Source organism: Novosphingobium sp. GW821-FHT09E05 (assembly GCF_059416165.1).
In genome coordinates this window covers 375,359-397,788 of sequence record NZ_JBWKOQ010000003.1, presented here as the reverse complement: position 1 = coordinate 397,788, position 22,430 = coordinate 375,359, and the positions used below count along the sequence as shown (strand labels likewise).

At 69.2% G+C, this 22,430-nt stretch carries 18 protein-coding genes and 1 riboswitch; of the genes, 13 read left to right on the top strand and 5 right to left on the bottom strand.

Annotation, left to right across the window (positions count from 1 at the left end; translation table 11 throughout):
* The first annotated feature begins 300 nt into the window (after nucleotides 1-300).
* From AC07M9_RS16160 to bluB, 10 genes are all read left to right on the top strand, one after another.
* Nucleotides 301-1,296, top strand: coding sequence for a glycosyltransferase (locus AC07M9_RS16160; protein WP_494885039.1), 996 nt, complete (start codon nucleotides 301-303; stop codon nucleotides 1,294-1,296).
* Between the two features lie 20 nt (nucleotides 1,297-1,316).
* Complete coding sequence (locus AC07M9_RS16155) at nucleotides 1,317-2,816, top strand: oligosaccharide flippase family protein (RefSeq protein WP_494885038.1); 1,500 nt, start codon at nucleotides 1,317-1,319, stop codon at nucleotides 2,814-2,816.
* 123 nt (nucleotides 2,817-2,939) lie between these two features.
* Nucleotides 2,940-3,827 carry an aspartyl protease family protein gene (locus AC07M9_RS16150; protein WP_494885060.1) on the top strand — a complete coding sequence of 296 codons (888 nt, stop codon included), beginning with the start codon at nucleotides 2,940-2,942 and terminating at the stop codon, nucleotides 3,825-3,827.
* A gap of 52 nt (nucleotides 3,828-3,879) precedes the next feature.
* On the top strand, nucleotides 3,880-4,632 hold the full coding sequence (yaaA, locus tag AC07M9_RS16145) for a peroxide stress protein YaaA (RefSeq protein ID WP_494885036.1): 753 nt from the start codon (nucleotides 3,880-3,882) through the stop codon (nucleotides 4,630-4,632).
* A complete protein-coding gene (locus AC07M9_RS16140; RefSeq protein ID WP_494885035.1) occupies nucleotides 4,629-5,327 on the top strand; it encodes an SDR family NAD(P)-dependent oxidoreductase in 699 nt (232 codons plus the stop codon). Before yaaA ends, AC07M9_RS16140 begins: the two co-directional genes overlap by 4 nt.
* Nucleotides 5,328-5,407: 80 nt before the next feature.
* A complete protein-coding gene (locus AC07M9_RS16135) occupies nucleotides 5,408-7,228 on the top strand; it encodes an ABCB family ABC transporter ATP-binding protein/permease (protein ID WP_494885034.1) in 1,821 nt (606 codons plus the stop codon).
* 190 nt (nucleotides 7,229-7,418) lie between these two features.
* A riboswitch (cobalamin riboswitch) is annotated at nucleotides 7,419-7,657 on the top strand.
* A 189-nt stretch (nucleotides 7,658-7,846) separates the two neighbouring features.
* Nucleotides 7,847-8,896 carry a cobalamin biosynthesis protein CobW gene (cobW, locus tag AC07M9_RS16130; protein WP_494885033.1) on the top strand — a complete coding sequence of 350 codons (1,050 nt, stop codon included), beginning with the start codon at nucleotides 7,847-7,849 and terminating at the stop codon, nucleotides 8,894-8,896.
* A 244-nt stretch (nucleotides 8,897-9,140) separates the two neighbouring features.
* The gene (gene cobN, locus AC07M9_RS16125; protein ID WP_494885032.1) at nucleotides 9,141-12,869 is read left to right on the top strand and encodes a cobaltochelatase subunit CobN; all 3,729 of its coding nucleotides are present in this window, start codon (nucleotides 9,141-9,143) and stop codon (nucleotides 12,867-12,869) included.
* Nucleotide 12,870: 1 nt separating this feature from the next.
* Nucleotides 12,871-13,479, top strand: a complete 609-nt coding sequence (gene cobO / locus AC07M9_RS16120) for a cob(I)yrinic acid a,c-diamide adenosyltransferase (protein ID WP_494885031.1) — start codon at nucleotides 12,871-12,873, stop codon at nucleotides 13,477-13,479.
* Nucleotides 13,480-13,490: 11 nt separating this feature from the next.
* Nucleotides 13,491-14,240 carry a 5,6-dimethylbenzimidazole synthase gene (gene bluB / locus AC07M9_RS16115; RefSeq protein WP_494885029.1) on the top strand — a complete coding sequence of 250 codons (750 nt, stop codon included), beginning with the start codon at nucleotides 13,491-13,493 and terminating at the stop codon, nucleotides 14,238-14,240.
* Here bluB and AC07M9_RS16110 read toward each other — a convergent pair.
* Entirely contained in the window at nucleotides 14,227-15,087 is an 861-nt protein-coding gene (locus AC07M9_RS16110; protein ID WP_494885027.1) for an ABC transporter substrate-binding protein, read from the bottom strand. The two genes, bluB and AC07M9_RS16110, sit on opposite strands and share 14 nt — an antisense overlap.
* A gap of 113 nt (nucleotides 15,088-15,200) precedes the next feature.
* Here AC07M9_RS16110 and AC07M9_RS16105 point away from each other — a divergent pair, with 113 nt between their 5' ends.
* Both AC07M9_RS16105 and AC07M9_RS16100 read left to right on the top strand, forming a co-directional pair.
* Complete coding sequence (locus AC07M9_RS16105) at nucleotides 15,201-16,169, top strand: FecCD family ABC transporter permease (protein WP_494885058.1); 969 nt, start codon at nucleotides 15,201-15,203, stop codon at nucleotides 16,167-16,169.
* On the top strand, nucleotides 16,163-16,966 hold the full coding sequence (locus AC07M9_RS16100) for an ABC transporter ATP-binding protein (protein WP_494885025.1): 804 nt from the start codon (nucleotides 16,163-16,165) through the stop codon (nucleotides 16,964-16,966). Before AC07M9_RS16105 ends, AC07M9_RS16100 begins: the two co-directional genes overlap by 7 nt.
* An 88-nt stretch (nucleotides 16,967-17,054) precedes the next feature.
* On the opposite strand, the gene AC07M9_RS16095 is transcribed toward AC07M9_RS16100, so the two are convergent.
* The 4 genes from AC07M9_RS16095 to AC07M9_RS16080 all read right to left on the bottom strand — a co-directional run bounded on the left by AC07M9_RS16095 (nucleotide 17,055) and on the right by AC07M9_RS16080 (nucleotide 21,583).
* The gene (locus AC07M9_RS16095; RefSeq protein WP_494885023.1) at nucleotides 17,055-17,735 is read right to left on the bottom strand and encodes a hypothetical protein; all 681 of its coding nucleotides are present in this window, start codon (nucleotides 17,733-17,735) and stop codon (nucleotides 17,055-17,057) included.
* A gap of 20 nt (nucleotides 17,736-17,755) precedes the next feature.
* Complete coding sequence (locus AC07M9_RS16090; RefSeq protein WP_494885022.1) at nucleotides 17,756-19,090, bottom strand: MFS transporter; 1,335 nt, start codon at nucleotides 19,088-19,090, stop codon at nucleotides 17,756-17,758.
* A 289-nt stretch (nucleotides 19,091-19,379) separates the two neighbouring features.
* Nucleotides 19,380-20,762 carry an MFS transporter gene (locus AC07M9_RS16085; protein ID WP_494885021.1) on the bottom strand — a complete coding sequence of 461 codons (1,383 nt, stop codon included), beginning with the start codon at nucleotides 20,760-20,762 and terminating at the stop codon, nucleotides 19,380-19,382.
* The gene (locus AC07M9_RS16080) at nucleotides 20,759-21,583 is read right to left on the bottom strand and encodes an alpha/beta fold hydrolase (protein ID WP_494885019.1); all 825 of its coding nucleotides are present in this window, start codon (nucleotides 21,581-21,583) and stop codon (nucleotides 20,759-20,761) included. The genes AC07M9_RS16085 and AC07M9_RS16080 overlap by 4 nt, the downstream gene beginning before the upstream one ends.
* Nucleotides 21,584-21,789: 206 nt before the next feature.
* On the opposite strand from AC07M9_RS16080, the gene AC07M9_RS16075 reads away from it, so the two are divergent.
* A complete protein-coding gene (locus AC07M9_RS16075; protein WP_494885017.1) occupies nucleotides 21,790-22,428 on the top strand; it encodes a cysteine hydrolase family protein in 639 nt (212 codons plus the stop codon).
* The last annotated feature ends 2 nt before the right edge of the window (nucleotides 22,429-22,430 follow it).

Here is a 22,430-nt window from a genome sequence, read left to right as displayed (position 1 = left end):
GCTAAAAGCAAACCGTGTGGTCCGCTGCGGTGAAACGCCCTCTAAGTCCCACCCGCGATTCGGTCAACACGGTTTTTCAAAAAACTGACCAAAACGAAGAAAACGACGATTTTCAGCCATTTTCGAGCCTCGCCGACAGGATATGATATCGGGACGCGCGAAATTCAACCGGATGGTCCGGGCAGTCTCCCGCCGACGGGATTTGCATGGACGCTCCAAACGGTTTCTTTACCAGCCTCGCCTAAGCGGAGCCTTATACACCGAACTGCGCCGCCTGCGCGCGGCCATATGGGAAGTTGCATGCCGACACCGGCGATCAGCGTTGCGATGAGCGTCTACAATGGCGAGGGCTTCCTCGCGCCCGCGATCGAGAGCGTGCTGGCGCAGGATTTCACCGACTTCGAGTTCCTCATCCTCGACGACGGCTCGACCGACGGATCGGGCGCCATCATACGCCGCTATGCGGAAAAGGATTCGCGCATCCGGCCTACCCTGCGGGAGAACCGGGGTCTCGTCGCCAGCCTCAACGAGCTGATCGCGCAGGCCCGCGCGCCCGTCATCGCGCGGATGGATGCCGACGACATCTGCCGGCCCGACCGTTTCTCCAGGCAGATCAGGTTCCTGGCCGACCATCCGGACTATGGCGTCGTCGGCAGTTGGACCGAGGATATCGACGCCGACGACCAGCCCTATCACCTGGCTGGCAAAGAACATCCCGAAACGCACGAGGCCTTTCTCACGGCGATCGAGAACGGCTGGCCCCTGCTCTGTCATCCGGCAGCGATGTTCCGCCGCGACGTGGTGCTCGCGGTGGGCGGGTATCACGCGGCGTTCCGGCACTGCGAGGACTACGATCTCTGGCTGAGGCTGGCCGGCGTGACCCGGCTTGCGAGCATTCCCGAGCGACTGCTTCGCTACCGTCATTACGACACCCAGGTCTCCAGCCGTCATGCGACCGAGCAGCAGATAGGAGCCGCCATCTCCTACCTCGCCTATCACGAGCGAGCAGAGGGGCGCCCCGATCCGACCGAAACGCTCGATCGCCTTCCGGCCATCGACGATCTCGACAGTGTGTTCGGGCGCGAGGGGGTGGGCCGCGGTGTCCGGGCCCGCGTCGCACCGGCCCTTCTCTATTCTCGCATCGGACTGCGGGACGAGGGCTTTGATCTGCTGTGCCGCTACTTGCGCGAAGGCGGCGACCGCCGAGGCATGTGGCGGGTGGTCGCCAGACTCATCCGTTTCCGCGAGCCGGTTCGCGCATTGCGGCTGGCCGCGATCCTCGCCGGGCCGGCCTGACCGTCGTGGCAGCGGAAGCCATGGCCGGCGGGCGCGGCACCAAGAGCGTGAAGTCTGCCGCGCTGTGGGCCGCTTCCAGCCAGTATTCGCTGTTCGCGCTGCAATTCGTCACCTCGGTCGTCATTTCGCGCTTCTTTCTGAAGCCCGAAGAGATCGGCCTGTTCTCCGTCGCACTGGCCGCCGCCATGGTGCTGTCGATCATCCAGGACTTCGGGCTGCAGCGCTATATCGGCCGACATCCGACCGGCGACCGGACCATGGTGCGGTCGGCAACCGCGATCGCGATGACTTTCGCCCTGGTTCTGGCCGCCGTCATCTACGCGATCGCGGCACCGCTATCCCGGTTCTACGGCGAGCCGCGCATCGAGCCGATCCTCCAACTGATCGCCGTCTCCTACATATTCGTGCCCTGGAGCATCGTGCCGATGGCGCTGTTGGCGCGGCGGCTCGACTTCAGCCGCACGTTCGCTGTCAACCTGGGAGGCGCCATGACGAACAGCGGGGTCGCCCTCACGCTGGCGTGGCTGGGCTGGTCCTCGTTCGCGCTCGCCTGGGGCATGATCGCGCAGGCGGCGGTGAGGGCAGTGATCGCGCAGATCGCGCAGCCGGCGTTCCCGGGCCGGGGCGCAAGCTGGACCGAACTGCGCGCGATCCTGAAGTTCAGCGCGGGGACGACCCCGATCTATCTCTCCGGCGGCATCGGTGTGCGCAGCCCCGACATGATCGTAGGCGGTTTCCAGGGCATGGCCGCTGCCGGCCTGTTCAGCCGGGGCGCAGCGCTGGCGGCGCAGTTGCACACGCTCGTCGTCGGCGCTGTCAGCGCGATCTACTACCCCGCCTTCGCCCGCCTGCGCGACGAAGGCAAGGACCTTGGACCTTACTACGAGCGTGTTGTCGCTGCGCACGGAGCCATCGTCTGGCCGGCGATGGCGCTGCTCGCGGTGCTGAGCGAGCCGGTGATCCTTTTGCTGTACGGACCGGGCTGGGCCAAGGCAGCGCCGCTGCTGGCCTTTGTGGCGGCGGCAGAGTGCTTCTTCGTCGCGCTGCCGCTGCACGTGGACCTGCCGATCCTGCTGGGGCGCCTGCGGCAGTTGCTGTGGTTCAACCTGATCGACACCGCACTTTCAGTCGGCACGCTTGCGGCCGGTGCCGCGATCGGAGTGGAGGCAGCCGCCGCTTCCCGGCTCGTATATGGGCTGGGATGGTTCTGCCTTTATGCATTGTGGCTGCAACGCCTGATCGGATTTCGCTGGGGCGTGGCGCTGCGCATCTATGCGGGTAGCGCGATAGTCACGCTGATAACCGTCTTCCCGGCGGTGCTTGCGATCACACTCTGGCGCAGTCCCTCCACTTTGGGCTTCTTCGGCCTCGTTGCCTCAGGGGTCGCCTGCGGCCTGGCCTGGCTGGCCGCGATCTACATCTCGCGCCACCCTGCCCGCGACGATCTGGCGGATATGGCGGATATGGCAGCGCATATTCTGGCCCCGTTGAAGGCACGCCTCAAGTCGCGAGCCGCGTGAAATAAATTGCGCGCCACGGTAGCTGTCTGCGCAAGATCATGTTAATATAGCCCCTCGAAAAGACATACGCGAGCTTGAATTCGCGAGGAGGATGCTGTGGCGGGAATAAGCCTGGCATTGGCGATGCTGATCGCCAATCCCGTGATCCTGGGCGCGACGCCGGTTCCATCGCCGTCGACAGACGGGGCCCCGGCCGACACCGTGCAGGGGGCGGCCGATGCCCACGCGCGCATGACGATCGATGTGGCCATACACGGCATCGGGCCGTACCGCTTCCTCATCGATACCGGATCCCAGCGCACTGTCGTATCCACCACGCTGGCCGGGACGCTGGGGTTGGTACAGGGGCCACAGGTGCGGGTCATGGGCATCGCCGGCATACACCACGTCGCCACGGCGCAGGTCGACTCGATCGATATCGGCCCGCGCTCCTATTACGACCTTACGGTGCCGCTGCTGGAAGGGGGAAACATGGGCGCCGATGGCATCCTGGGGACCGACAGCCTGCAGCACGAGCGTGTGCTGCTCGATTTCGCCCGCAACACCATCCGGATCGGCACGCCTCGCGAGCTGGGCGGCCGGCAGGGTTTCGAGATCGTCGTGCAGGCCAGGCATAAGTCCGGCAGGCTGATCCTGACCAACGCGACCATCGACGGCGTGCGCGTGGACGTGGTGATCGACACGGGCGCCAGCGGCAGCGTCGGCAACCTCGCGCTGCAACGCGCGCTGGCTCACAAGGCACGGCCCAGGGACATGCTGCGGGGCACGCTGTCGAGCGTCACCGGCCATGACCTTCCCGTAGAGCTTGGGGTCGCGAACAAACTGGACCTTGCGGGGATAGCGGTCACCAACGTACTCATCGCCTATGCTGATGCGCCTGCCTTCGGCGAACTCAAGCTGAACAAGCGGCCCGCGATATTCCTCGGCATGCGCGAACTGCGCGCGTTCAAGCGCGTCGCCATCGACTTCTCGTCGCGCAAGGTCCTGCTCGACATCGGCAAGGTGGACTGAAACGCAGCGGCGGCCGTTTGACGCCGGCGGCGCCCGTCGCTACCGCCGCGCCATGATCGCCCTGCTCTCACCCGCCAAGACACTCGACTTCGAGCGCGTCCTGCCGCCACTTGACGTGACGCCCCCGCATTTTGCCGAGGAGGCGCGCGGCCTTGCCAAGTCGGCCGCCAACCTTTCGCAGAAACGCTTGTCCGAGCTGATGCACATCTCGCCGCGTCTCGCCAAGCTCAACGCCGACCGCTTCCGCGATTTCGCCGAGCTGCCCGAGCGGCAGGCCCTGTTCGCCTTCGCCGGTGATGTATACACGGGCTTCGAGGCGCATACGCTGAACGATGCGGGCGTCGCCTTCGCCCAGGACCATGTGCGGATGCTATCGGGTCTCTACGGGTTGCTCCGGCCGCTCGACGGGATCCGGCCCTACCGTCTGGAAATGGGCACCCGCTGGGCACCGCGCCACAAGAGCCTGACCGACTGGTGGGGCGACCGTATCGCAGCCGTTCTGCGAGAGCAGGTTGCCGAGGAGGGTTCGGGCGTCATCCTCAATCTCGCCAGCCAGGAATACTTCGCGGCCGTGAAGGGCAGGCTCCAAGGTTTGCGTGTGATCGAGGTCGAGTTCCGCGAGCCCGGACCCGACGGTCCGCGGTTCATCAGCTTCAATGCGAAGCGCGCGCGCGGCATGATGGCGCGCTGGCTGTGCGAGCATCACATCACCGACGTCGACGCCATGCGCGGCTTCGACAGCGACGGCTACCGCTTCGACGCGGCCGAGAGCGAGCCCGATCGCTGGCGTTTCACCCGCACATGAGCGCAGCAGCAGTGGTCATCGGCGCGTCCGGCGGGATCGGCGGTGCGTTCGAGGCAGCGCTGGTCGAGGAAGGCGCTTTCGACATTGTCCACGGCTTCGCCCGTTCGCGCAGTGGCACGCAGCACCTCGACCTGCTCGATGAAGCGAGCATCGCCGCCGCCGCCGCGCATGTCGCCAAGGGGCCCGCACCGACGCTGGTGATCGTCGCGACAGGCCTGCTCCATGCGGGCGAGCATGGCCCCGAAAAGGCATTGCGCGATCTCGACCCGGAGTGGCTGGCGCGGGTCTACGCCGTCAACGCGATCGGCCCGGCGCTGGTGGCGAAGCATTTCCTCCCCATCATGCCCCGCACCGGCCGAACGGTGTTCGCCGCCCTGTCCGCGCGTGTCGGCTCGATCAGCGACAACCGGCTCGGCGGATGGCACGGCTACCGCGCGTCGAAGGCCGCGCTCAACATGCTGGTGCGGGGCCTCGCGATCGAGGAGCGCCGCCGCAACGACCGCTCGATCGTCGTCACCCTGCATCCCGGCACGGTCGATACCGACCTGTCGCGCCCGTTCCAGGGCGCCGTCCAGCCGGGCCGCCTGTTCGACGCCGAGCGCGCCGCCCTGCAGCTGCTTGACGTGATCGAGGAATTCAAAGTGCCCGACAGCGGCAAGCTGTTCGACTACGAAGGCACCGAAATCCCGTTCTGATCATGGCGGGTCTTTGGCGCCGTTGCCGGATTGTTGCAGCGGACACTTCCTTAAACCGCGCCGATCCCTAAATAGCAACGATGCCTCCCGATACAGCCGTACCCGATTCCAACGCCCGCCACGACGGCTGGCGCACGCTTCTGCGCTTCATGCCGTACCTCTGGCCGCGCGACGACGCCGGACTGCGGTGGCGGATCGTGTGGGCCTGCGTGTTCATCCTGCTCTCGACGGGCACGCAGTTGGTGCTGCCGTATCTGATGAAGTGGGCGGTCGACCTGATGGGCGCCACTGGGCCCAAGATGGTCCAGCTGGCGATGCTGACGGTGCTGGCCTACTCGGCCGGGCGGCTCCTGCAGACGGTTTTCGACAACCTGCGCAACATCGTGTTCGAGCGGGTCGGCCAGGACGCGACGCGGGCGCTGGCGGAGAACGTGTTCGGCCAGCTCCACCGCCTGAGCCTGCGCTTCCACCTCGCGCGGCGCACCGGCGAGGTCACCAAGACCATCGAGCGCGGGACCAAGAGCATCGACACGATGCTCTATTTCATGCTGTTCAACATCGCCCCGACCATCCTGCAGCTGCTGGTCGTCGCGGTGATCTTCTACATCAACTTTGGCATCGGGCTCGTACTCGCCACCGCCTTGGCCGTCGCGGCCTATATCTGGGTCACGCGCACGATCACCGAGTGGCGGACCAAGCTGCGCGAGCAGATGAACCGGCTAGATGGGCAGGCGCTGTCGCGCGCGGTGGATTCGCTGCTGAACTACGAGACGGTGAAGTACTTCTCCGCCGAGGCGCGTGAGGAGGCTCGCTACGCGCAGGCCACCCGCGCCTATGCGGTGGCGGCGGTGAAGAGTGAGAACTCGCTCGGGCTGCTCAACATCGTCCAGGGCGTCGTGGTCACGCTGCTGATGGCGGGTGCGCTCGCGTGGACGGTCTGGGGCTGGTACCGCGGCCAGTACACGGCGGGCCAATTGGTCTTCGTGCAGACCTACCTGACGCAGCTGTTCCGCCCGCTCGACATGCTGGGCATGGTCTACCGCACCATCCGGCAGGGCCTGATCGACATGGCGGAGATGTTCCGCCTGCTCGACACCCAGGTCGAAGTGCCCGACGCGCCCGGCGCGCCGGCGCTGGTGATCCGCCAGCCCTCGATCGTGTTCGACGAGGTGGTGTTCGGCTACGATCCCGACCGCACGATCCTGCACGGGCTGTCGTTCGAGGTGCCCGCCGGACAGGCCTTCGCGGTGGTCGGCCCCTCGGGCGCGGGCAAGTCCACGCTCGCGCGGCTGCTGTTCCGCTTCTACGACCCGCTTTCGGGCCGGATCCTGATCGACGGGCAGGACATCCGCGAGGTCACGCAGTCAAGCCTGCGGGCCGCGATCGGCATCGTGCCGCAGGATTCGGTGCTGTTCAACGACACCATCGGCTACAACATCGGCTACGGCCGCGACGGCGCCAGCCTCGAGGAGATCGAGGCCGCCGCGCAGGGCGCCGCGCTGACCAGCCTGATCGCCCGCCTGCCCAAGGGCTTCGCCACCGAAGTGGGCGAGCGCGGCCTCAAGCTCTCGGGCGGCGAGAAGCAGCGCGTCGCCATCGCCCGCACCCTCGTCAAGAACCCGCCGATCCTCGTGCTCGACGAGGCCACCAGCGCGCTCGACACGCGGACCGAGCAGGACATCCTCGCCACCCTCCACCGCGTCGCCGAACACCGTACCTCGCTGTCCATCGCACACCGGCTGTCCACCATCGCCGATGCGGACAAGATCCTGGTGCTGAACGAAGGCCGGCTGGTGGAGAGCGGCAGCCATGCGCAGCTCCTGCGCCGCGAAGGCCTCTACACCGAGATGTGGTCGCGCCAGGCCGCCGAGGCCGAGGCGATGATCGAGGCGGCGGAATAGGCGCCGCCCACGGGAATCGCACTTCACGACAGGCGGTCCCGACGCATCACTCCCCGCCGCTCCCTCATATCTGGCGAGCAGATGGCCGCCCCCCCGATCGGCCCGACGCTGACCACGTCGCCCGCAATCTTCCGATTGGCACACCGCAAAAATCCCCCTATTGCCGCCCTCGGACCGGCGTTAACGCGCCGGTTTCGAAGATCGCGCCGGTGCCTCGAAAGAGGCTTAAAACGGGAAGGCGGTGCGGGTGGTTCACCACCCAACTCCGCAGCTGTCCCTGCAACTGTAAGCGGCGAGCGCGATGCACATCGTTTCCCCCAGCCGGGGAAGCAGCCACTGGGCCGGACGCTAAGTCATGCGGGGCCTGGGAAGGCGTGCATCAAGCCCTGACCCGCGAGCCAGGAGACCTGCCGGCGTTCTGGTCGCTCTTGCCTTGGTCCAGGGGATGGTCACGGCACGGTACTTCCGTCTGAGCGACGTTCGTCATGCGGCCGGGGCCGCATCGGCACAACGCGCCGGGCGTCCTCGCGCCTGCCCGACGCGCGTGCCGGGTCGTCGATCGCCCGATCGATGGGACGCCCCGCCGTGCAGAAGTCGCCCGGCGCGGGGAGAAGACCATTGAGCAAAGTGCCCACCACCGTCATCACCGGCTTCCTGGGAGCGGGCAAGACCACGCTCGTGCGCCACCTGCTGCAGAACGCGGGCGGCCGCCGCATCGCTCTCATCATCAACGAGTTCGGCGACGTCGGCGTCGACAGCGAACTGGTGAAGGGCTGCAACGACGAGGCCTGCCCCGAGGACGACATCGTCGAACTGGCCAACGGCTGCATCTGCTGCACCGTCGCCGACGATTTCCTGCCCACCATGATGAAGCTGCTCGACCGGCCCAACCCGCCCGAGCACATCATCATCGAGACCTCCGGCCTCGCCCTGCCCAAGCCGCTGGTGAAGGCCTTCCAGTGGCCCGACATCCGCACCCGCGCGACCGTCGACGGCGTCATCGCGCTGATCGACGCCGATGCCGTGGCGGCCGGCCGCTTCGCCACCGACGAGGTCGCGCTGGCCGCCGCCCGGGCCGCCGACCCCAACCTCGACCACGACAGCCCGCTCGAAGAGCTGTTCGAAGAGCAGCTCGGATGCGCTGACATGGTCGTGCTCAACAAGACCGACCTCGTCGATGCCGAGGCGCTGGCCCATGTCGAAGGGCTGGTCGGGGCCGAGACCCGTCCCGGCGTCAAGATCATCCACGCCGACCACGGCGCGGTCGACATCGCCGCCCTGCTCGGCATCACCGCGGCGGCCGAGGACGACCTCGACAGCCGCAAGTCGCATATCGACGGCCTCGACGAAGGCCACGACCACGACGACTTCGACAGCTTCGTCGCCTCGGGCGGTGACGTGGCCGACCTCGACGCGCTGGTTGCGCAGATGGCCACGCTGATCGCCGCGCACGACGTGCTGCGCATCAAGGGCATGGTCGCGGTCGCGGGCAAGCCCAGCCGCCTCATCGTGCAGGCCGTCGGCCCGCGTATCCAGCACTTCTACGACCGCGCCTGGAAGCCCGGCGAACCGCGCCGCACGCAGCTGGTGGTGATCGGCCAGAAGGGCCTCGACCGCGCCGCCATCGAGGCAGGATTGGCCGACGTTCTCGGTGCGGTGACGGTCTGAACGAGCCGATGCCGATGCCCATCCCGCCCCACCCCATCCCACAAAACCCCGTCGTCCCCGCGCAGGCGGGGACCCCGCTTGTTCCTTCGAGCGGGGCGGAAGGGAAGCGGGGCCCCCGCCTTCACGGGGGCGACGGGGTGTGGGGTGCGAGCATCCTTCTCTCGGGTAGCGGGAGGTGGGCCGCCCGTACCGTGCGCGTGGCGCGCACAAACCGGGACACTGCCGCCATGCGAAACCCCGCCTGATGCACCTGCTCTCCGCCACCCCCGGCACCATCACCAACGGCGAGGAGGCCATCGACCTCGACCAGCCGCCGGGCGACATCGTCATCCTGACGGTGGCGGACAGCGAGCTCGCCTGCTTCGCCAAGGCCGCCGCGCAGTTGCCGCAAGGTGGCATTAGCGTGCGGTTAGCGAACCTGTTGCAGCTCAAGCACCCCTACTCGATCGACCTCTACGTCGAGAAGGTGATCGCCCACGCCAGGTTCGTCTGCGTCGTCCTCCTCGGCGGCAAGAGCTACTGGCCCTACGGCATCGACGAGATCGCCGCCGTGGCGCGCGAACGCGGCATCGCCTTCGCCGCCATCGCCGACGGGCGGGAGGACGACCCCGCGCTCGACCGCGCCTGCACGCTGCCCGCCGCCCAGGTCGAGCACTTGCGCGACTACCTGCGCCAGGGCGGCACCGCCAACGCCCTCTCGTTCCTGCGCACCGCAGCGCGGATCATCGGCGACGACTGCGGCCAGCCCGACGACCCGGTGCCCGTCGCCGATGCCGGGCTCTACATCCCCGGCGTGGATCGCCCCGGCCTCGCCGATCTTCACGCGCGCTGGAAGCCGGATGCCCCGGTCGCGCTGCTGGTGTTCTACCGCGCGCTGATGATCGCCGGTACGCTCGACGCGGTGGACGCCATGGTCGCCGCGCTGGAAGCGCGCGGCCTCAACGTCGCCGCCGTCCACGTCCGGGCGCTGCGCGAGCCTTTCGCGATCGACTGGCTCGGCGGGCTGATGGCCGGGATCGCCCCCGACGTGGTCATCAACGCCACCAGCTTCGCCTCCTCCTCCTCGGGCGAGCCGCGCACCCCCGGCATACTGGAGCGCGCCGACTGCCCGATCCTCCAGGTCGCCTTCGCGGGCGTCGAGGAGGCCGACTGGCGCGCCGCCGCGCGCGGCCTTGGCCCCCGCGACCTCGCCATGAACGTGGCGCTGCCCGAGGTGGATGGCCGCATCTTCACCCGCGCCGTCGCCTTCAAGGCCGCCGAGCGCTTCGACGAAGTGACCCAGTGCGGCATCGTCGTCCCCAAGGTCGCGCCGGACCGCGTGGCCTTCGCCGCCGACCTCGCCGCCAACTGGGCCCGCCTGCGCCGCACCCCCGCGCCCGAGCGGAAGGTCGCGCTGGTGCTCGCCAACTATCCCAACCGCGACGGGCGGATCGGCAACGGCGTCGGCCTCGACACCCCCGCCAGCGCCGCCTCGATCCTCGCATCCTTGCGGGCGGCGGGCTACGACGTCGGCAACGCTCCGCAGGACGGCGCGGCGCTCATGGCGCTGATGACCGGCGGCGTGACCAACGACCTCACCTCGCTGGACCGGCCCGGAGAGATCGCCCTCCCCCTCGCCGACTACCGCGCCGCCTTCGCACAGGTCCCCGAGGCCGCCCGCGCCGCCATGCTCGAACGCTGGGGCGAGCCCGAGGCCGACCCCTTCGTGCGCGAGGGCGCGTTCCGCCTCGCCGTCCACCGCTTCGGCAACGTCGCGCTCGCGGTGCAGCCGGCGCGCGGGTACAACATCGACCCCAAGGCCAGCTACCACGACCCGGCGCTGCCCCCTCCCCACGCCTATCTCGCTTTCCACGTCTGGCTGGACAGGCAGTTCGGCGCGCAGGCGCTGATGCATGTCGGCAAGCACGGCAATCTCGAATGGCTGCCGGGCAAGGCGATATCGCTCTCCGCCGACTGCTTCCCGGAGATCTGCGCCGGGCCGGTGCCGCAGCTCTACCCTTTCATCGTCAACGACCCCGGCGAGGGCACGCAGGCCAAGCGCCGCATCGGCGCGGTGGTGATCGACCACCTGACGCCGCCCCTCACCCGCGCCGAAAGCTACGGGCCGCTCAAGCAGCTTGAGGCGCTGGTCGACGAATACTACCTCGCCGCCGGCATGGACCCGCGCCGACTGGAGAGGCTGCGGCGCGACATCCTCGACCTCGCGCGCGGCAACGGACTGGACCAGGACGCCGGGGCGACGGGGGACGGCGACGATGCCCTCTCCGCAATCGACAACTACCTGTGCGATCTGAAGGAAATGCAGATCCGCGACGGGCTGCACGTTTTCGGCCACTCGCCCGAGGGCCGGCTGCGGCGCGACCTGCTGGTGGCTTTGGCGCGGACGCCGCGCGGGTATGACCGGCCCGGGCAGGCCTCGCTGCTGCGGGCGATGGCGGAGGATTTCGCTCTGGCGTTCGATCCGCTCGACTGCCGGATGGGCGATCCATGGGACGGCGCGCGACCGGCGATGCTGGCGGCGGTGTCCGACGATCCGTGGCGGACGCTGGGCGATACGGTGGAGCGGCTGGAACTGCTGGCGGCGGAGTGGGCGGATTCGCTTTCACCCTATCAGCCGGCCGGCAGCCGAACTGCAGCCGTCCTCGCCGAGATCGTCGACAACCTCGCCCCGCGCGTCGACGCCTGCGGCCAAGCCGAAACCGCCGCCCTGCTCGCCGGGCTCGACGGCCGCTTCGTGATGCCCGGCCCCTCCGGCGCCCCCACCCGGGGCCGCCCCGAAGTGCTGCCCACCGGCCGCAACTTCTACTCGGTGGACACCCGCGCGGTGCCCACGGCCGTCGCCTGGGACCTCGGCTTCAAGTCGGCGCAGCTGCTGGTCGAGGACTACCTCCAACGCGAGGGCGAATACCCGCGCGCCATGGCGCTCTCGGCCTGGGGCACCGCCAACATGCGCACCGGCGGCGACGACATCGCGCAGGCCCTCGCGCTGATGGGCGTGCGGCCGCGCTGGGAGTGGACCTCGGGCCGCGTGACCGGCTTCGAGATCATGACCGTCGCCGAACTGCGCCGCCCGCGCGTGGACGTGACCCTGCGCGTCTCGGGCTTCTTCCGCGATGCCTTCCCCGAACAGATGGACCTGATCGACAGCGCCGCCCGCGCCGTCATGGCGCTGGGCGAACCCGAGGGCGACAACCCCGCCGCCGAACGCCACCGCGAGGAGGTCGCAGGGCTCGAAGCGCAGGGCCAGAGCCCCGAACTGGCCGCGCGCCGGGCCGGGGCCCGCGTCTTCGGCTCGAAGCCGGGGGCCTACGGTGCCGGGCTCCAGGCGATGATCGACGAGAAGCTGTGGCACGACCGCGCCGACCTCGCCGAGATCTACCTCGACTGGGGCAGCTACGCCTACGGCGCGGGCGTCGAGGGCGAGGCCGAGCGCGAGCTGTTCGCCGCCCGTCTGACGCAGGCCGACGCGGTGGTCCAGAACCAGGACAACCGCGAGCACGACCTGCTCGACAGCGACGACTACTACCAGTTCGAAGGCGGCATCGCCGCGGCGGTCGAGCATCTGAAGGGCCGCAAGGTCGTGTCCTATCACAACGACCACTCGCGCCCCGAACGCCCGGTAATCCGCACGCTGGAGGACGAGATCGGCCGCGTCGTGCGCGCCCGCGTCACCAATCCCAAGTGGATCGCGGGCGTCATGCGCCACGGCTACAAGGGCGCGTTCGAGATCGCCGCGTCGGTCGACTACCTCTTCGCCTTCGCCGCCACGACGCATGCGGTGAAGGACCACCATTTCGACGCCGTCCACGCCGCCTTCATCGAGGACGAGGCGGTCCGCGCCTTCATGCAGGACGCCAACCCGGCGGCGCTGCGCGAAACCGCCGCCCGGCTTGCCGAGGCGCTGGAACGGGGCTTGTGGAAACCGAAATCGAACAGTGCGGGCGTCCTGCTCGCCCAGCTTGCAGGAGAGTAGAATGGCCGAACGCACCGACGAACGCCACGCCGAGAAGATGAAGAAGAAGCAGGCCGCCCACGACAAGATCATGGCGGCCAAGACCGTCGAGAAGGGCCTGCTGATCGTCCACACCGGCAAGGGCAAAGGCAAGACCACCGCCGCGCTCGGCATGGTGGTGCGCGCCATCGGGCACGGCAAGAAGGTCGGCGTCGTGCAGTTCGTCAAGGGTGCGATGACCACCGGCGAGAAGGTCGTCTTCGACGCCTTCCCCGCCAACGTCGAGTTCAAGCCGATGGGCGAGGGCTTCACCTGGAACACCCAGGACCGCCCCCGCGACATCGCCCTCGCCCGCGAAGCGTGGGAGGAGGTCAGGCGGATGATCGAGGACCCGGCCTACGACATGGTGCTGGCCGACGAGCTGAACATCGTCCTGCGCTACGACTACCTGCCGCTGGCCGAAGTGCTGGAGGTGCTGGCTGCCAAGGCGGAGATGAAGCACGTCATCGTGACGGGGCGCAATGCGCCCGAGGCGCTGATCGAGCAGGCCGATCTCGTCACCGAGATGACGCTGGTCAAGCACCCCTTCCGCGAGCAGGCCGTCAAGGCGCAGCCGGGGATCGAGTTCTAGGCTCCGCCCCGATGGCCTTTGAGACCGAAACCGACATCAGCCCAACCTCCGCCGTCGTCCCCACGCAGGCGGGGACGACGGCGTTTACGGGCGATAGCTCGGCGCTGCCGAACAGCAACGACCTGACCTGCCCCCCCCTGTTCGACGCCGGCTTTCGGGACGACCTCGCGTCCCTGCTGGCGTGGCGCCGGGACGTGCGGCACTTCCGGCGCGCCCCCCTCGCCGAGGAGGTCATCTCCGACCTGCTGGCAACCGCCCAGCTCGCGCCGTCGGTGGGCAATTCGCAGCCCTGGCGTTTCGTGCGCGTGCGCTCGGCCGATCTGCGCGAAGACCTCGCCCGCCACGTCGATGGCGAGGCCGAGCGCGCCGGCGAAGCCATGGCCGACCGCCGCGAGGCCTATGCCGCGCTGAAGCTCCACGGCCTGCGCGAGGCGCCGGAAGTCATCGCCGTGTTCTGCGACGATACGACCGCAATCGGGGCCGGCCTCGGCGCGGCGACGATGCCGCAGACGCGCGAGTGGTCGGTGGTGCTGGCGATCCATACCCTGTGGCTCGCCGCCAGGGCGCGCGGGCTGGGCCTGGGCTGGGTGTCGATCGTGGAGCCCGCCACTGTCACCGCACTGCTCGGCGTGCCGCCGGGCTGGCGCTTCATCGCCCTGCTGTGCCTGGGCGAACCCGAGGCGTGCGACGTGGTGCCCGAACTCGAACGGCGCGGCTGGCAGGCCCGCCTCGACGGGAGCGGCCATGTCAGCGAGCGTTGACGCCCGCCGCCATCGCCCGCGCCGCCTTCACGTAGGCCGGGCCGCCGCAGACCGTCCAGGCCTGCGGGATGCCGATGCGCGGAATGCCGGCGAGCACCGGGTGGTGCATCATCGCGGTGCCTTGGTCGACGACCTTGTCCGTCGCGGTATCGACGATCAGGAAGTCGGGCCGGGCCGCGGCCATCTCCTCGAGGCTCATCTGCGAGAGCGAGGGCTTGCCCAGCTTGGCCGCGAGGTTGATGATCCCCACCCGCGTCATCAGGTCGTCGATCAGGGTGCCGGTCCCGGTCATGTAGCCGCGCCGCTGGTAATAGGCGGCGACCTTGCCGGTCTGCCGGTGAGGCAGGCCCGCAAGCTCTCGGTCCATCCGCGCGACCAGCGCCTCGCCCCGCTCCGGATGGCCGACGGCGCTCGCCACCTCGCGGATCGAACGCAGGATCGCGGCGTAGCTGTCGGGCGACTTGATATCGAGCGCGGGGTACTTCTTCGCCTTGAGCACGGCAATGGCCGGGCTGCGCCGCGCGGGCATGCCGATGACGAGGTCCGGGCCGATCGCCATGATCTCCTCCGCCGAGCCGCGCAGGATCGGCAGGCCCTTCGCGGACGCAGCGGCGGCCGACATCGCCGGGTCGGCGGCGTAGCGGGTAAGCCCGGCGATCTGGCTCCGGTCCGCCAGCGCCATGACCAGCTGGTCGGCGCAGAGGTTGAGCGAGACGATCCGCTGCGGCGCCCTCTTCGGGGCCGCCCCTGCGGGCGCGGGCACGCTCCATGCCGCCGCACATGCGAAGGAGGCCACCGCCGCGCACAGCGCGAGCTTGCCAGAACGAAGATAAGCCGTAAGCGCCATACCAGCGTTCCCATAGCAACACGACCCCGGGACACAAGCGTGACGGGGAACCGATCCAATTCGAGGTATTCGTGCTCAACGATGCATTTCCCGCGGCGCGCCACCCGGCGCTGATGCCGCTTCTCGTCGCCGGCGTGGTGGTAATGGGCCTGGCGTCCATGAGCCTTGGCCCGGTCCATCTGTCCGAGACCCGCATCCTTTCCGCGCTCACCGGGCACGGCGACCCGATCGCGCGGGCGATCCTGTTCGAGCTGCGCCTGCCGCGCACGCTCGTCGCGCTGCTGGTGGGGTCCATGCTCGGACTCGCCGGCGCGGTGCTGCAGGGCTACCTGCGCAACCCGCTGGCCGAGCCTTCGGTGCTTGGCGCCTCGAACTCGGCGGCGCTGGGGGCGGTGGCGGCGATCTATTTCGGGATCGCCGACTGGAGCCCCGTCATGCTGCCGCTGCTCTCGATCGCCTCGGGCCTCGTCGCGCTGGGCCTTCTGTTCGCGCTGGCGGGACGCGCGGAAAGCCCGCTGACGCTGATCCTCGCCGGCATCGCCGTCTCGACGCTGGCGGGGGCGGGGATCAGCCTGGCGCTGAACCTGTCGGCCAACCCGTTTGCGGCGATGGAGATCATGGCCTGGCTGCTCGGCTCGATCGAGAACCGGACGATGGAGCACGTCTGGATCGCCGTCCCCTGCGCGCTGCTCGGCATCGGCCTGCTGCTCTACAACCCCCGCGCGCTCGATGCGCTGTCGCTGGGCGAGGACGGCGCCCGCTCGCTGGGCGTCGACCTGCGCCGCACCCGGCGCCGCCTGCTGCTGGGGGTCGCGGTGGGGGTCGGCGGCGCGGTCGCCGTATCCGGGTCGATCGGCTTCATCGGGCTGATCGTGCCGCATCTGGTACGCCCGCTGACCGACCGCAGCCCTTCGGCTGTGCTGCTGCCCTCGCTGCTGGGCGGGGCGATCCTGCTGGCGGGCGCGGACATCCTCGTGCGGCTGATCCCGACCGCCAGCGAACTGAAGCTTGGCGTGGTGACCGCGTTCCTGGGCGTCCCCGTCTTCCTTGTCCACCTGCTGCGGGAGCGCCGCTCGTGGTGACCATCGCCATCCGCAGCCTGTCCGCCGACCTCGGCCGCCGCGCCGTGCTCACCGGGGTGAGCGCCACGCTGCGCCCCGGCACGCTGACCGGCGTGATCGGCCCGAACGGCGCCGGAAAATCGACGTTGGTGCGCGCGATGCTCGGCCTTGTGCCCAAGCTGCAGGGCTCGGTCAGCATCGACGGGCGCGATGTGAGCACGCTCGCCCCGCGCGAACTCGCCCGCATGGTCGCCTACCTCCCTCAGGGCCAGACACTGCACTGGCCGCTCAGCGTCGAGCGGCTGGTGGCGCTGGGCCGGCTACCGCACCTCGCGCCTCTGTCGCGGATCGGAGCTGCGGACCGCGAGGCGGTGCGAGAGGCGATGGCGCGGGCGGACGTCGCGCATCTCTCAGGCCGGATCGTCACCGAACTCTCGGGCGGCGAGCGCGCGCGGGTCATGCTGGCGCGGGCGCTGGCCGTCGGCGCACAGGGCATCGTCGCCGACGAGCCGCTCGCCTCGCTCGACCCCGGCCACCAGATCGACGTGATGGAACTGCTGGCGCGCGAGGCGAAGGCCGGGGCGCTGGTGGTCACCGTCCTGCATGACCTGACCATGGCCGCGCGTTACTGCGACCGCCTGCTCCTGATCGATCGCGGCGTGCTGGTCGCCGAAGGCACCCCGCGCGAAGTGCTGAGCCCCGAGCGGCTGCGCACGGTCTACGGGGTCACCGGACACATCGACATGGCCGGGGCGACGCCGATGGTGGTGCCGCTGGGTCGCTGCCGGGAGCGGGAGGACCGGTCGTCCCCGGCTTGACCGGGGACCGCTGGCCGCGCGGTCAAATCCTCCCTGTCGCGAAGCGATGGGGAGGATTGGCGTCTGAGATTGGCGGCTCCGGGGCGGGTTACTTCCAGTCGCCGTTCAGCTCGACCAGTTCGTAGTACCGCCCCACTTCGGGCACGCGCACGCTGAGCGGCAGCCAGTCCTCGCCGGCGGTGTGCATGACGAGCGTGCGGCCGGTGTAGGTGTCCCAGTTGTAGCGCAGCGCGTCGAAGCTGCCGGCGGGGACCTGCGCGGCCTCGCGGCCCTCGAACTCGATGTCGTAGCTCTTGGTGGTGAGCATCGGGCCCGAGGCGCCGCCGGGGGCGAGCGAACTGGAGAAGCAGTTGGTCAGCGGCTGCTTCTCGCCGGGGCGCTCGGCGGGCGTGTGCGCGCACTTCCAGATGTCGATGCTGATCGGGTGCGAGCCGAACAGCCGCACCCGGCCCGGCGTCTCGATACGCTGGCTGACGCGGCCCTCGGCGGCGGAGATCACCTCGCCCTCGGCGAAGGTGTCGGTGAAGCGGAAGAAGCCGCTGCCCACGAAGCTGCCCTTGGCGACCACGCGCACGAAGGCGTCGACCGCCTCGAAGTGGGCGTTGACGGTGTAGGTCACATCGCGCACCAGATCGAGCTGGTCCATCCAGCACTGGCAGCGCAGGGTACGGCTGCCGTCCTCGTGGACGCTGACCGAGAAGATCTCCCGGCCAATGTCGCCCTCGGTGTCGGAGGCGTAGCGGATCAGGCCGGAGTAGTCGCGGGACATGGGATGGCTCCTTGTGGAATTCAGGCGGCTTCGAGTTCGATCACCGCGCGGGCATAGCCCTTGCGGCCGGTCAGCAGGAACAGCGTCAGGGCGCCGCCGACGACGAGCAGGATGCTGGCGAGCGACCAGCGGATGCCCGCGCCGTCGCCGAACACGGTGTCGTTGAGCAGGCCGACGCCGGTCGGGCCGATCAGCGTGCCGATCATCGAATTGGTCATGGTGTAGAGCGCCAGCACCCGCCCGCGATACTGCGAAGGCGTGGCGAAGACCACCGAGGCGACGCCGGTCGAGGTCGACATCGAGCTGAAGAACGCCGAGATAGCCAGCGCGCCGATCGCCATGTAGGGATTGGGCCAGAGCGCCGCGGTGCCGCCGAAGATCACCAGCGCCGGCAGGCTGACGGCCAGCACCCGGAACGGTGCGTCCTTGTGGCCGCGGTCGTAGAGCCGGCTGGCGATGAGGCCGCCGACGACGGTGCCGAGCGGCCCGAGCGTCAGCAGGATCACGCCGTAGTACATCGAGAAGCGCTCGGGCGGCCAGGCCCAGACGCGGGTGAACAGCGTCGGCAGCCAGGTGAAGGCGTAGCCGAACAGCGCCACCGTCCCCATGCCCACCGCCAGCGGCACCAGCGCCGAGCGGTGGCGGCCGACATGCGCGAAGCATTCCTTCATCGAGCCGCCCGTCCTCTTGCCCGTATCGCGCCGCGCGGGCTCGCGGATGACCGCGAGCAGCGCCAGCGACACCAGGAAGCCGGGCACGCCGACGAGCACGAAGACGATCTGCCACGGCGCGAGGCCGCCGCCGAGGAACGTCGCATGGTTGACGGTCGCCCAGGCGAGCAGCCCGCCGCCGATCAGATACGACAGGCCCATGCCGGTGTAGATGCCGAGGTTGAACACGCCGACAGCCGAGTTGACCTTGCGGCGCGGGAACATGTCCGCGATCAGCGACGTCGCCGCCGGGCTCAGCGCCGCCTCGCCGAAGCCGATGCCGAAGCGGCAGACGGCAAGCTGGAAGAAGTTGCGCGTGAAGCCCGAGGCGACGGTCATGATCGACCAGAAGCCGATCGCCCCGCTCACCAGGTTGCGGCGGTTGAGCCGGTCCACCGCCCACCCGAACGGCAGGCCCGACAGCACGTAGACCGCCGCGAAGATCGGTCCCATCAGCAGCCCGACGGCGGTGTCCGAGATGCCCAGCGCCGCCTTGATCGGCCCGACGAGCAGCGTCAGCACCCAGCGGTCGAGGAGCGACAGCGCATAGGCCAGCGTCAGCAGTGCCACTGCGCACCAGGCGTAGAGCGCGCTGGGATAGCCGGCGTCGGGATCGGTTGGGGTCTCGGCGGGGCTCTCGGTCATGCGGGGTCCTCGGGGCTTGGGCGACGGGCATGATGGCGGATGGGGCGCTCGGGGGCAGGTCCTGGTGCGGCGGTGTTCGGCTGCCGATCAGGTAGGCACCACGTCCTGAAGCACGCTCCTGCCCAAACCGCTCTCCGTCATTCCCGAGCAGGCGGGAACCCAGCTGATGACGGCGCCCATGGCACGCTCGTCAGATGGGTCCCCGCCTTCGCGGGGATGACAGTATGGGGAAGTTGTAGTTCACCCTGACGCGGGTTGAGCGCGGCCCCCGCTTATGCAGGGATCACGGTCATGCCTTCGCCTTGCGCAGCGCTTCCAGCTTAGGCTCGTCGAGGTCGTAGAACAGCAGCAGCAGCGCCCCCACCGCCAGCATCCCGGCCGGAACCAGCGTCTTGATCCCGTAGAGCGCCGAGATCGTCCGCGCCGACTGCTCGACCAGCGCGCCGTTCCTGGTCGCCACGTAGCCCGCGATCGAGAGGCCCAGCCCCAGCACCAGCGCGCCGATGGCGAAGCCGATCTTCTCGTTCACCGAATAGAGGCTGGCGAAGATGCCGCCGCGCTCGACGCCGTTCTTGAGCCGGTCGAACTCGATGACGTCGGGCAGCATCGACGTGCTCATCAGCAGCGCCCCGCCCGAGGCGAAGCCGAACAGCGCCGAGCGCCACCAGATGCCGGGGTAGCCGGTCGAGGCGTCGGCCCAGTACCAGGTCAGCACGGCGGGGATCATGATCGCCTGCGCCAGAAGGTAGGCGTTGCGCTTGCCGATCAGGCGGCCGATCCGCATCCACACCGGCATCGAGGCGAAGACCGCGCCGTTCTGCACCACCGACTGGTGGATCATGCCGGTATAGCCCACGCTCATCACGTTGAGCAGGAACAGCAGCGTGATCGGCATCAGGACTCCGAAGGCGACGTACTGGCACAGCTTGGCGCCGAGCAGGATGAACAGCGGCCGGTTCTCCATCAGCGTGCCGAAGTCCGCGCGCGAAAGCCGGTGCGGCGTGCCTGCCGGTGCATCGGTGCGCGCGCCGCGCGTGCCCCACCAGGAGCCGAGCATGGTCGCCAGCGCCAGCACCGCCATGACGCAGCCCATGATGACATAGCCGCTGCGCCCGCCCCCGCCCGCCTGGATCAGCCAGGCCGAGAGCGCCAGCGCGGTCAGCTGGCCGACACCGATGAACGCGGTGCGGAACGAGATCAGCTTCAGGCGCTCGGCATTGTTCGAGGTGATCTCGGACGGCATGGCGAGATAGGGCACGTTGAACAGCGAATAGCCGGTCGAGTAGATCACCAGCCCCACGGCCATCCAGGCGATCAGCGCGGTCTCGCCCAGCGGCGGGGCGAGGAAGATCATCAGCAGCGAGGCGAACGAAACCAGCGCGCCCGCCAGCAGGAACGGCCGGCGCCCGCGGCGCACCCGCACCTTGTCGCTCCACGCCCCGATCGCGACGTCGGCGAAGGCGTCGTAGACCTTGGAAAGCATCACCAGCGTACCGGCGACCGCCGGGTTCACGCCGAGCACCGTCGCCATCAGCGCCGGAAAATAGACCGAGACCGTGTTGAGCAGGATCGAAATGCCCGAAGTGCCGACCCCGAAGCCCAGGCACAGACCCAGCGGCGGATAGGCCGTGCGCGTCCGTGGCGGGCGGGCAAGCGTGGCGGTCTCGGTCATGGGCGGGCTTTCATGGAAGGCAGGAGCTTTGCGACGAGGCGGGCGAGCGTTTCAGGCTTTTCGGCGGCGAGGTAATGGCCGGCGCCGGGGACGATCTCGGGACCGGGCGCGCGAAGGGCGCGCGCCATGGCGCCGCCGGATGCCGGCGGGCTGATGCGGTCGTGTTCGCCGGTAATCAGCCGCGCCGGCACGCGCACCCGCCCGGCAGCGGCCAGCAGGTCGGGCCGGGCGGCGTAGGCGTCGATCACGCGCGCCTGCATCGCGGCGCTCGAGGCCATGCGGTCGGCGACAAGCGCGTCGAGGATCGCCGTGTCGTCGGCAAAATCCGGCGCCAGCTGCACGGAAAGGTCGACGCGGGCACGGCGCTCCAGTTCCTCGGCCTCCAGCGCCCCGTACTCGGCCTGGCGGCGGCGCAGCGCGGCGACGTCGACCCCGCGCGCCGGGTCGGGCGCACCGACGAGCACCAGCGCGGCGATCCGCTCGGGCCAGCGCGCGGCGGCATTGATCGCCACCGAGCAGCCGAGCGACCAGCCCAGCACCGGCGCGCGCTCGATCCCCAGCCCGTCCAGCACGCCGACGAGATCGCTGGCCCACAGGGGATGATCGATGGCGACGCCCGGCGGCACGCGGTTCGCGGCGAACCCGCGCTGGTCGTAGGCGATAACCCGGTACTGCGCCGAGAGGTGTGACATCAGCGGCATGAAATGCGCCGCGCGCGATCCGCCGCCGTGAAGCAGCACCAGCGGCTCGCCGCTACCGGCCTCGATGACCGGGAACAGGAGCCCGTCATGCGGGACGTGGTGGGCGAGAAACGCGTTCATTCGGGCCACGCTACATCACGCGATGCGCCCCCGGATTTCAAGCCTGCGCTGTGATCGCCTGATGGTCAGGCCGCCGCTGTTCGCTCTCCGGTCACTCCTGCCGCGGTCCCTCCCGGCGCTTGCGCTTTGCGGCTTTGTCTGCCCCCGACCGCTGGAGATCCCAAGCCCATGACCGCCGAAATGAAACTGGCCGAGAAGGCCGCCTGATGCGCCCGACGATGGACACCCTCGCCAGGCAGATCGCGCCCGAGCACACCGCCGTGCTGATCGTCGACATGCAGAAGGACTTCTGCACCCCCGGCTTCGGCGCCGAGCAGGCCGGACGCGACATGGGCCCGGCAACCCGCGCCACCCCCGAAATCCGCCGCCTCCTCGACGCGGCCCGGAAAGCAGGCGCAACCGTCGCCCACGTCGGCTTCTGGACGCTGCCCGGCAACGGCAGCGATTCCGACACCTGGCTGTGGAAGCGCAAGGGCGCGACCGTCTCCTCACCGACGCTGTGCATCGCCGGCACCGAGGGCGCCGAGTTCATCGCCGAACTCGCCCCCCTTCCCGGCGAGCTGGAAATCCACAAGCACCGCTACAGCGCCTTCACCGCCACCAACCTCGACCTGCTGCTGCGCGCGCGCGACGTACGTACGATCATCGTCACCGGAGTCTCCACCAACGTCTGCGTCGAGACCACTTTTCGCGCCGGCTTCGAGCTGGGCTACGCAGTCGTCGTACCGCCCGAGACCTGCGCCTCGTGGGATCAGGACCTCCACGACGCGGCATTGGCCAACGTCCGCCACCGCTTCGGCGTGACGCCCCCGCTTCAAGACATTCTGACAATCTGGGAACGATAAAG

What these genes read in the sequence shown, in the direction of transcription:
- cobO (WP_494885031.1), top strand. Translation starts at nt 12,871, where the DNA reads ATGGCCGAACGCACCGACGAACGCCACGCCGAGAAGATGAAGAAGAAG.
- AC07M9_RS16105 (WP_494885058.1), top strand. Translation starts at nt 15,201, where the DNA reads ATGCCGCTTCTCGTCGCCGGCGTGGTGGTAATGGGCCTGGCGTCCATG.
- AC07M9_RS16140 (WP_494885035.1), top strand. Translation starts at nt 4,629, where the DNA reads ATGAGCGCAGCAGCAGTGGTCATCGGCGCGTCCGGCGGGATCGGCGGT.
- AC07M9_RS16075 (WP_494885017.1), top strand. Translation starts at nt 21,790, where the DNA reads ATGCGCCCGACGATGGACACCCTCGCCAGGCAGATCGCGCCCGAGCAC.
- AC07M9_RS16090 (WP_494885022.1), bottom strand. Translation starts at nt 19,090, where the DNA reads ATGACCGAGAGCCCCGCCGAGACCCCAACCGATCCCGACGCCGGCTAT.
- AC07M9_RS16095 (WP_494885023.1), bottom strand. Translation starts at nt 17,735, where the DNA reads ATGTCCCGCGACTACTCCGGCCTGATCCGCTACGCCTCCGACACCGAG.
- cobN (WP_494885032.1), top strand. Translation starts at nt 9,141, where the DNA reads ATGCACCTGCTCTCCGCCACCCCCGGCACCATCACCAACGGCGAGGAG.
- AC07M9_RS16085 (WP_494885021.1), bottom strand. Translation starts at nt 20,762, where the DNA reads ATGACCGAGACCGCCACGCTTGCCCGCCCGCCACGGACGCGCACGGCC.
- AC07M9_RS16150 (WP_494885060.1), top strand. Translation starts at nt 2,940, where the DNA reads ATGCTGATCGCCAATCCCGTGATCCTGGGCGCGACGCCGGTTCCATCG.
- AC07M9_RS16135 (WP_494885034.1), top strand. Translation starts at nt 5,408, where the DNA reads ATGCCTCCCGATACAGCCGTACCCGATTCCAACGCCCGCCACGACGGC.
- yaaA (WP_494885036.1), top strand. Translation starts at nt 3,880, where the DNA reads ATGATCGCCCTGCTCTCACCCGCCAAGACACTCGACTTCGAGCGCGTC.
- AC07M9_RS16155 (WP_494885038.1), top strand. Translation starts at nt 1,317, where the DNA reads ATGGCCGGCGGGCGCGGCACCAAGAGCGTGAAGTCTGCCGCGCTGTGG.
- AC07M9_RS16080 (WP_494885019.1), bottom strand. Translation starts at nt 21,583, where the DNA reads ATGAACGCGTTTCTCGCCCACCACGTCCCGCATGACGGGCTCCTGTTC.
- AC07M9_RS16110 (WP_494885027.1), bottom strand. Translation starts at nt 15,087, where the DNA reads ATGGCGCTTACGGCTTATCTTCGTTCTGGCAAGCTCGCGCTGTGCGCG.
- AC07M9_RS16160 (WP_494885039.1), top strand. Translation starts at nt 301, where the DNA reads ATGCCGACACCGGCGATCAGCGTTGCGATGAGCGTCTACAATGGCGAG.
- bluB (WP_494885029.1), top strand. Translation starts at nt 13,491, where the DNA reads ATGGCCTTTGAGACCGAAACCGACATCAGCCCAACCTCCGCCGTCGTC.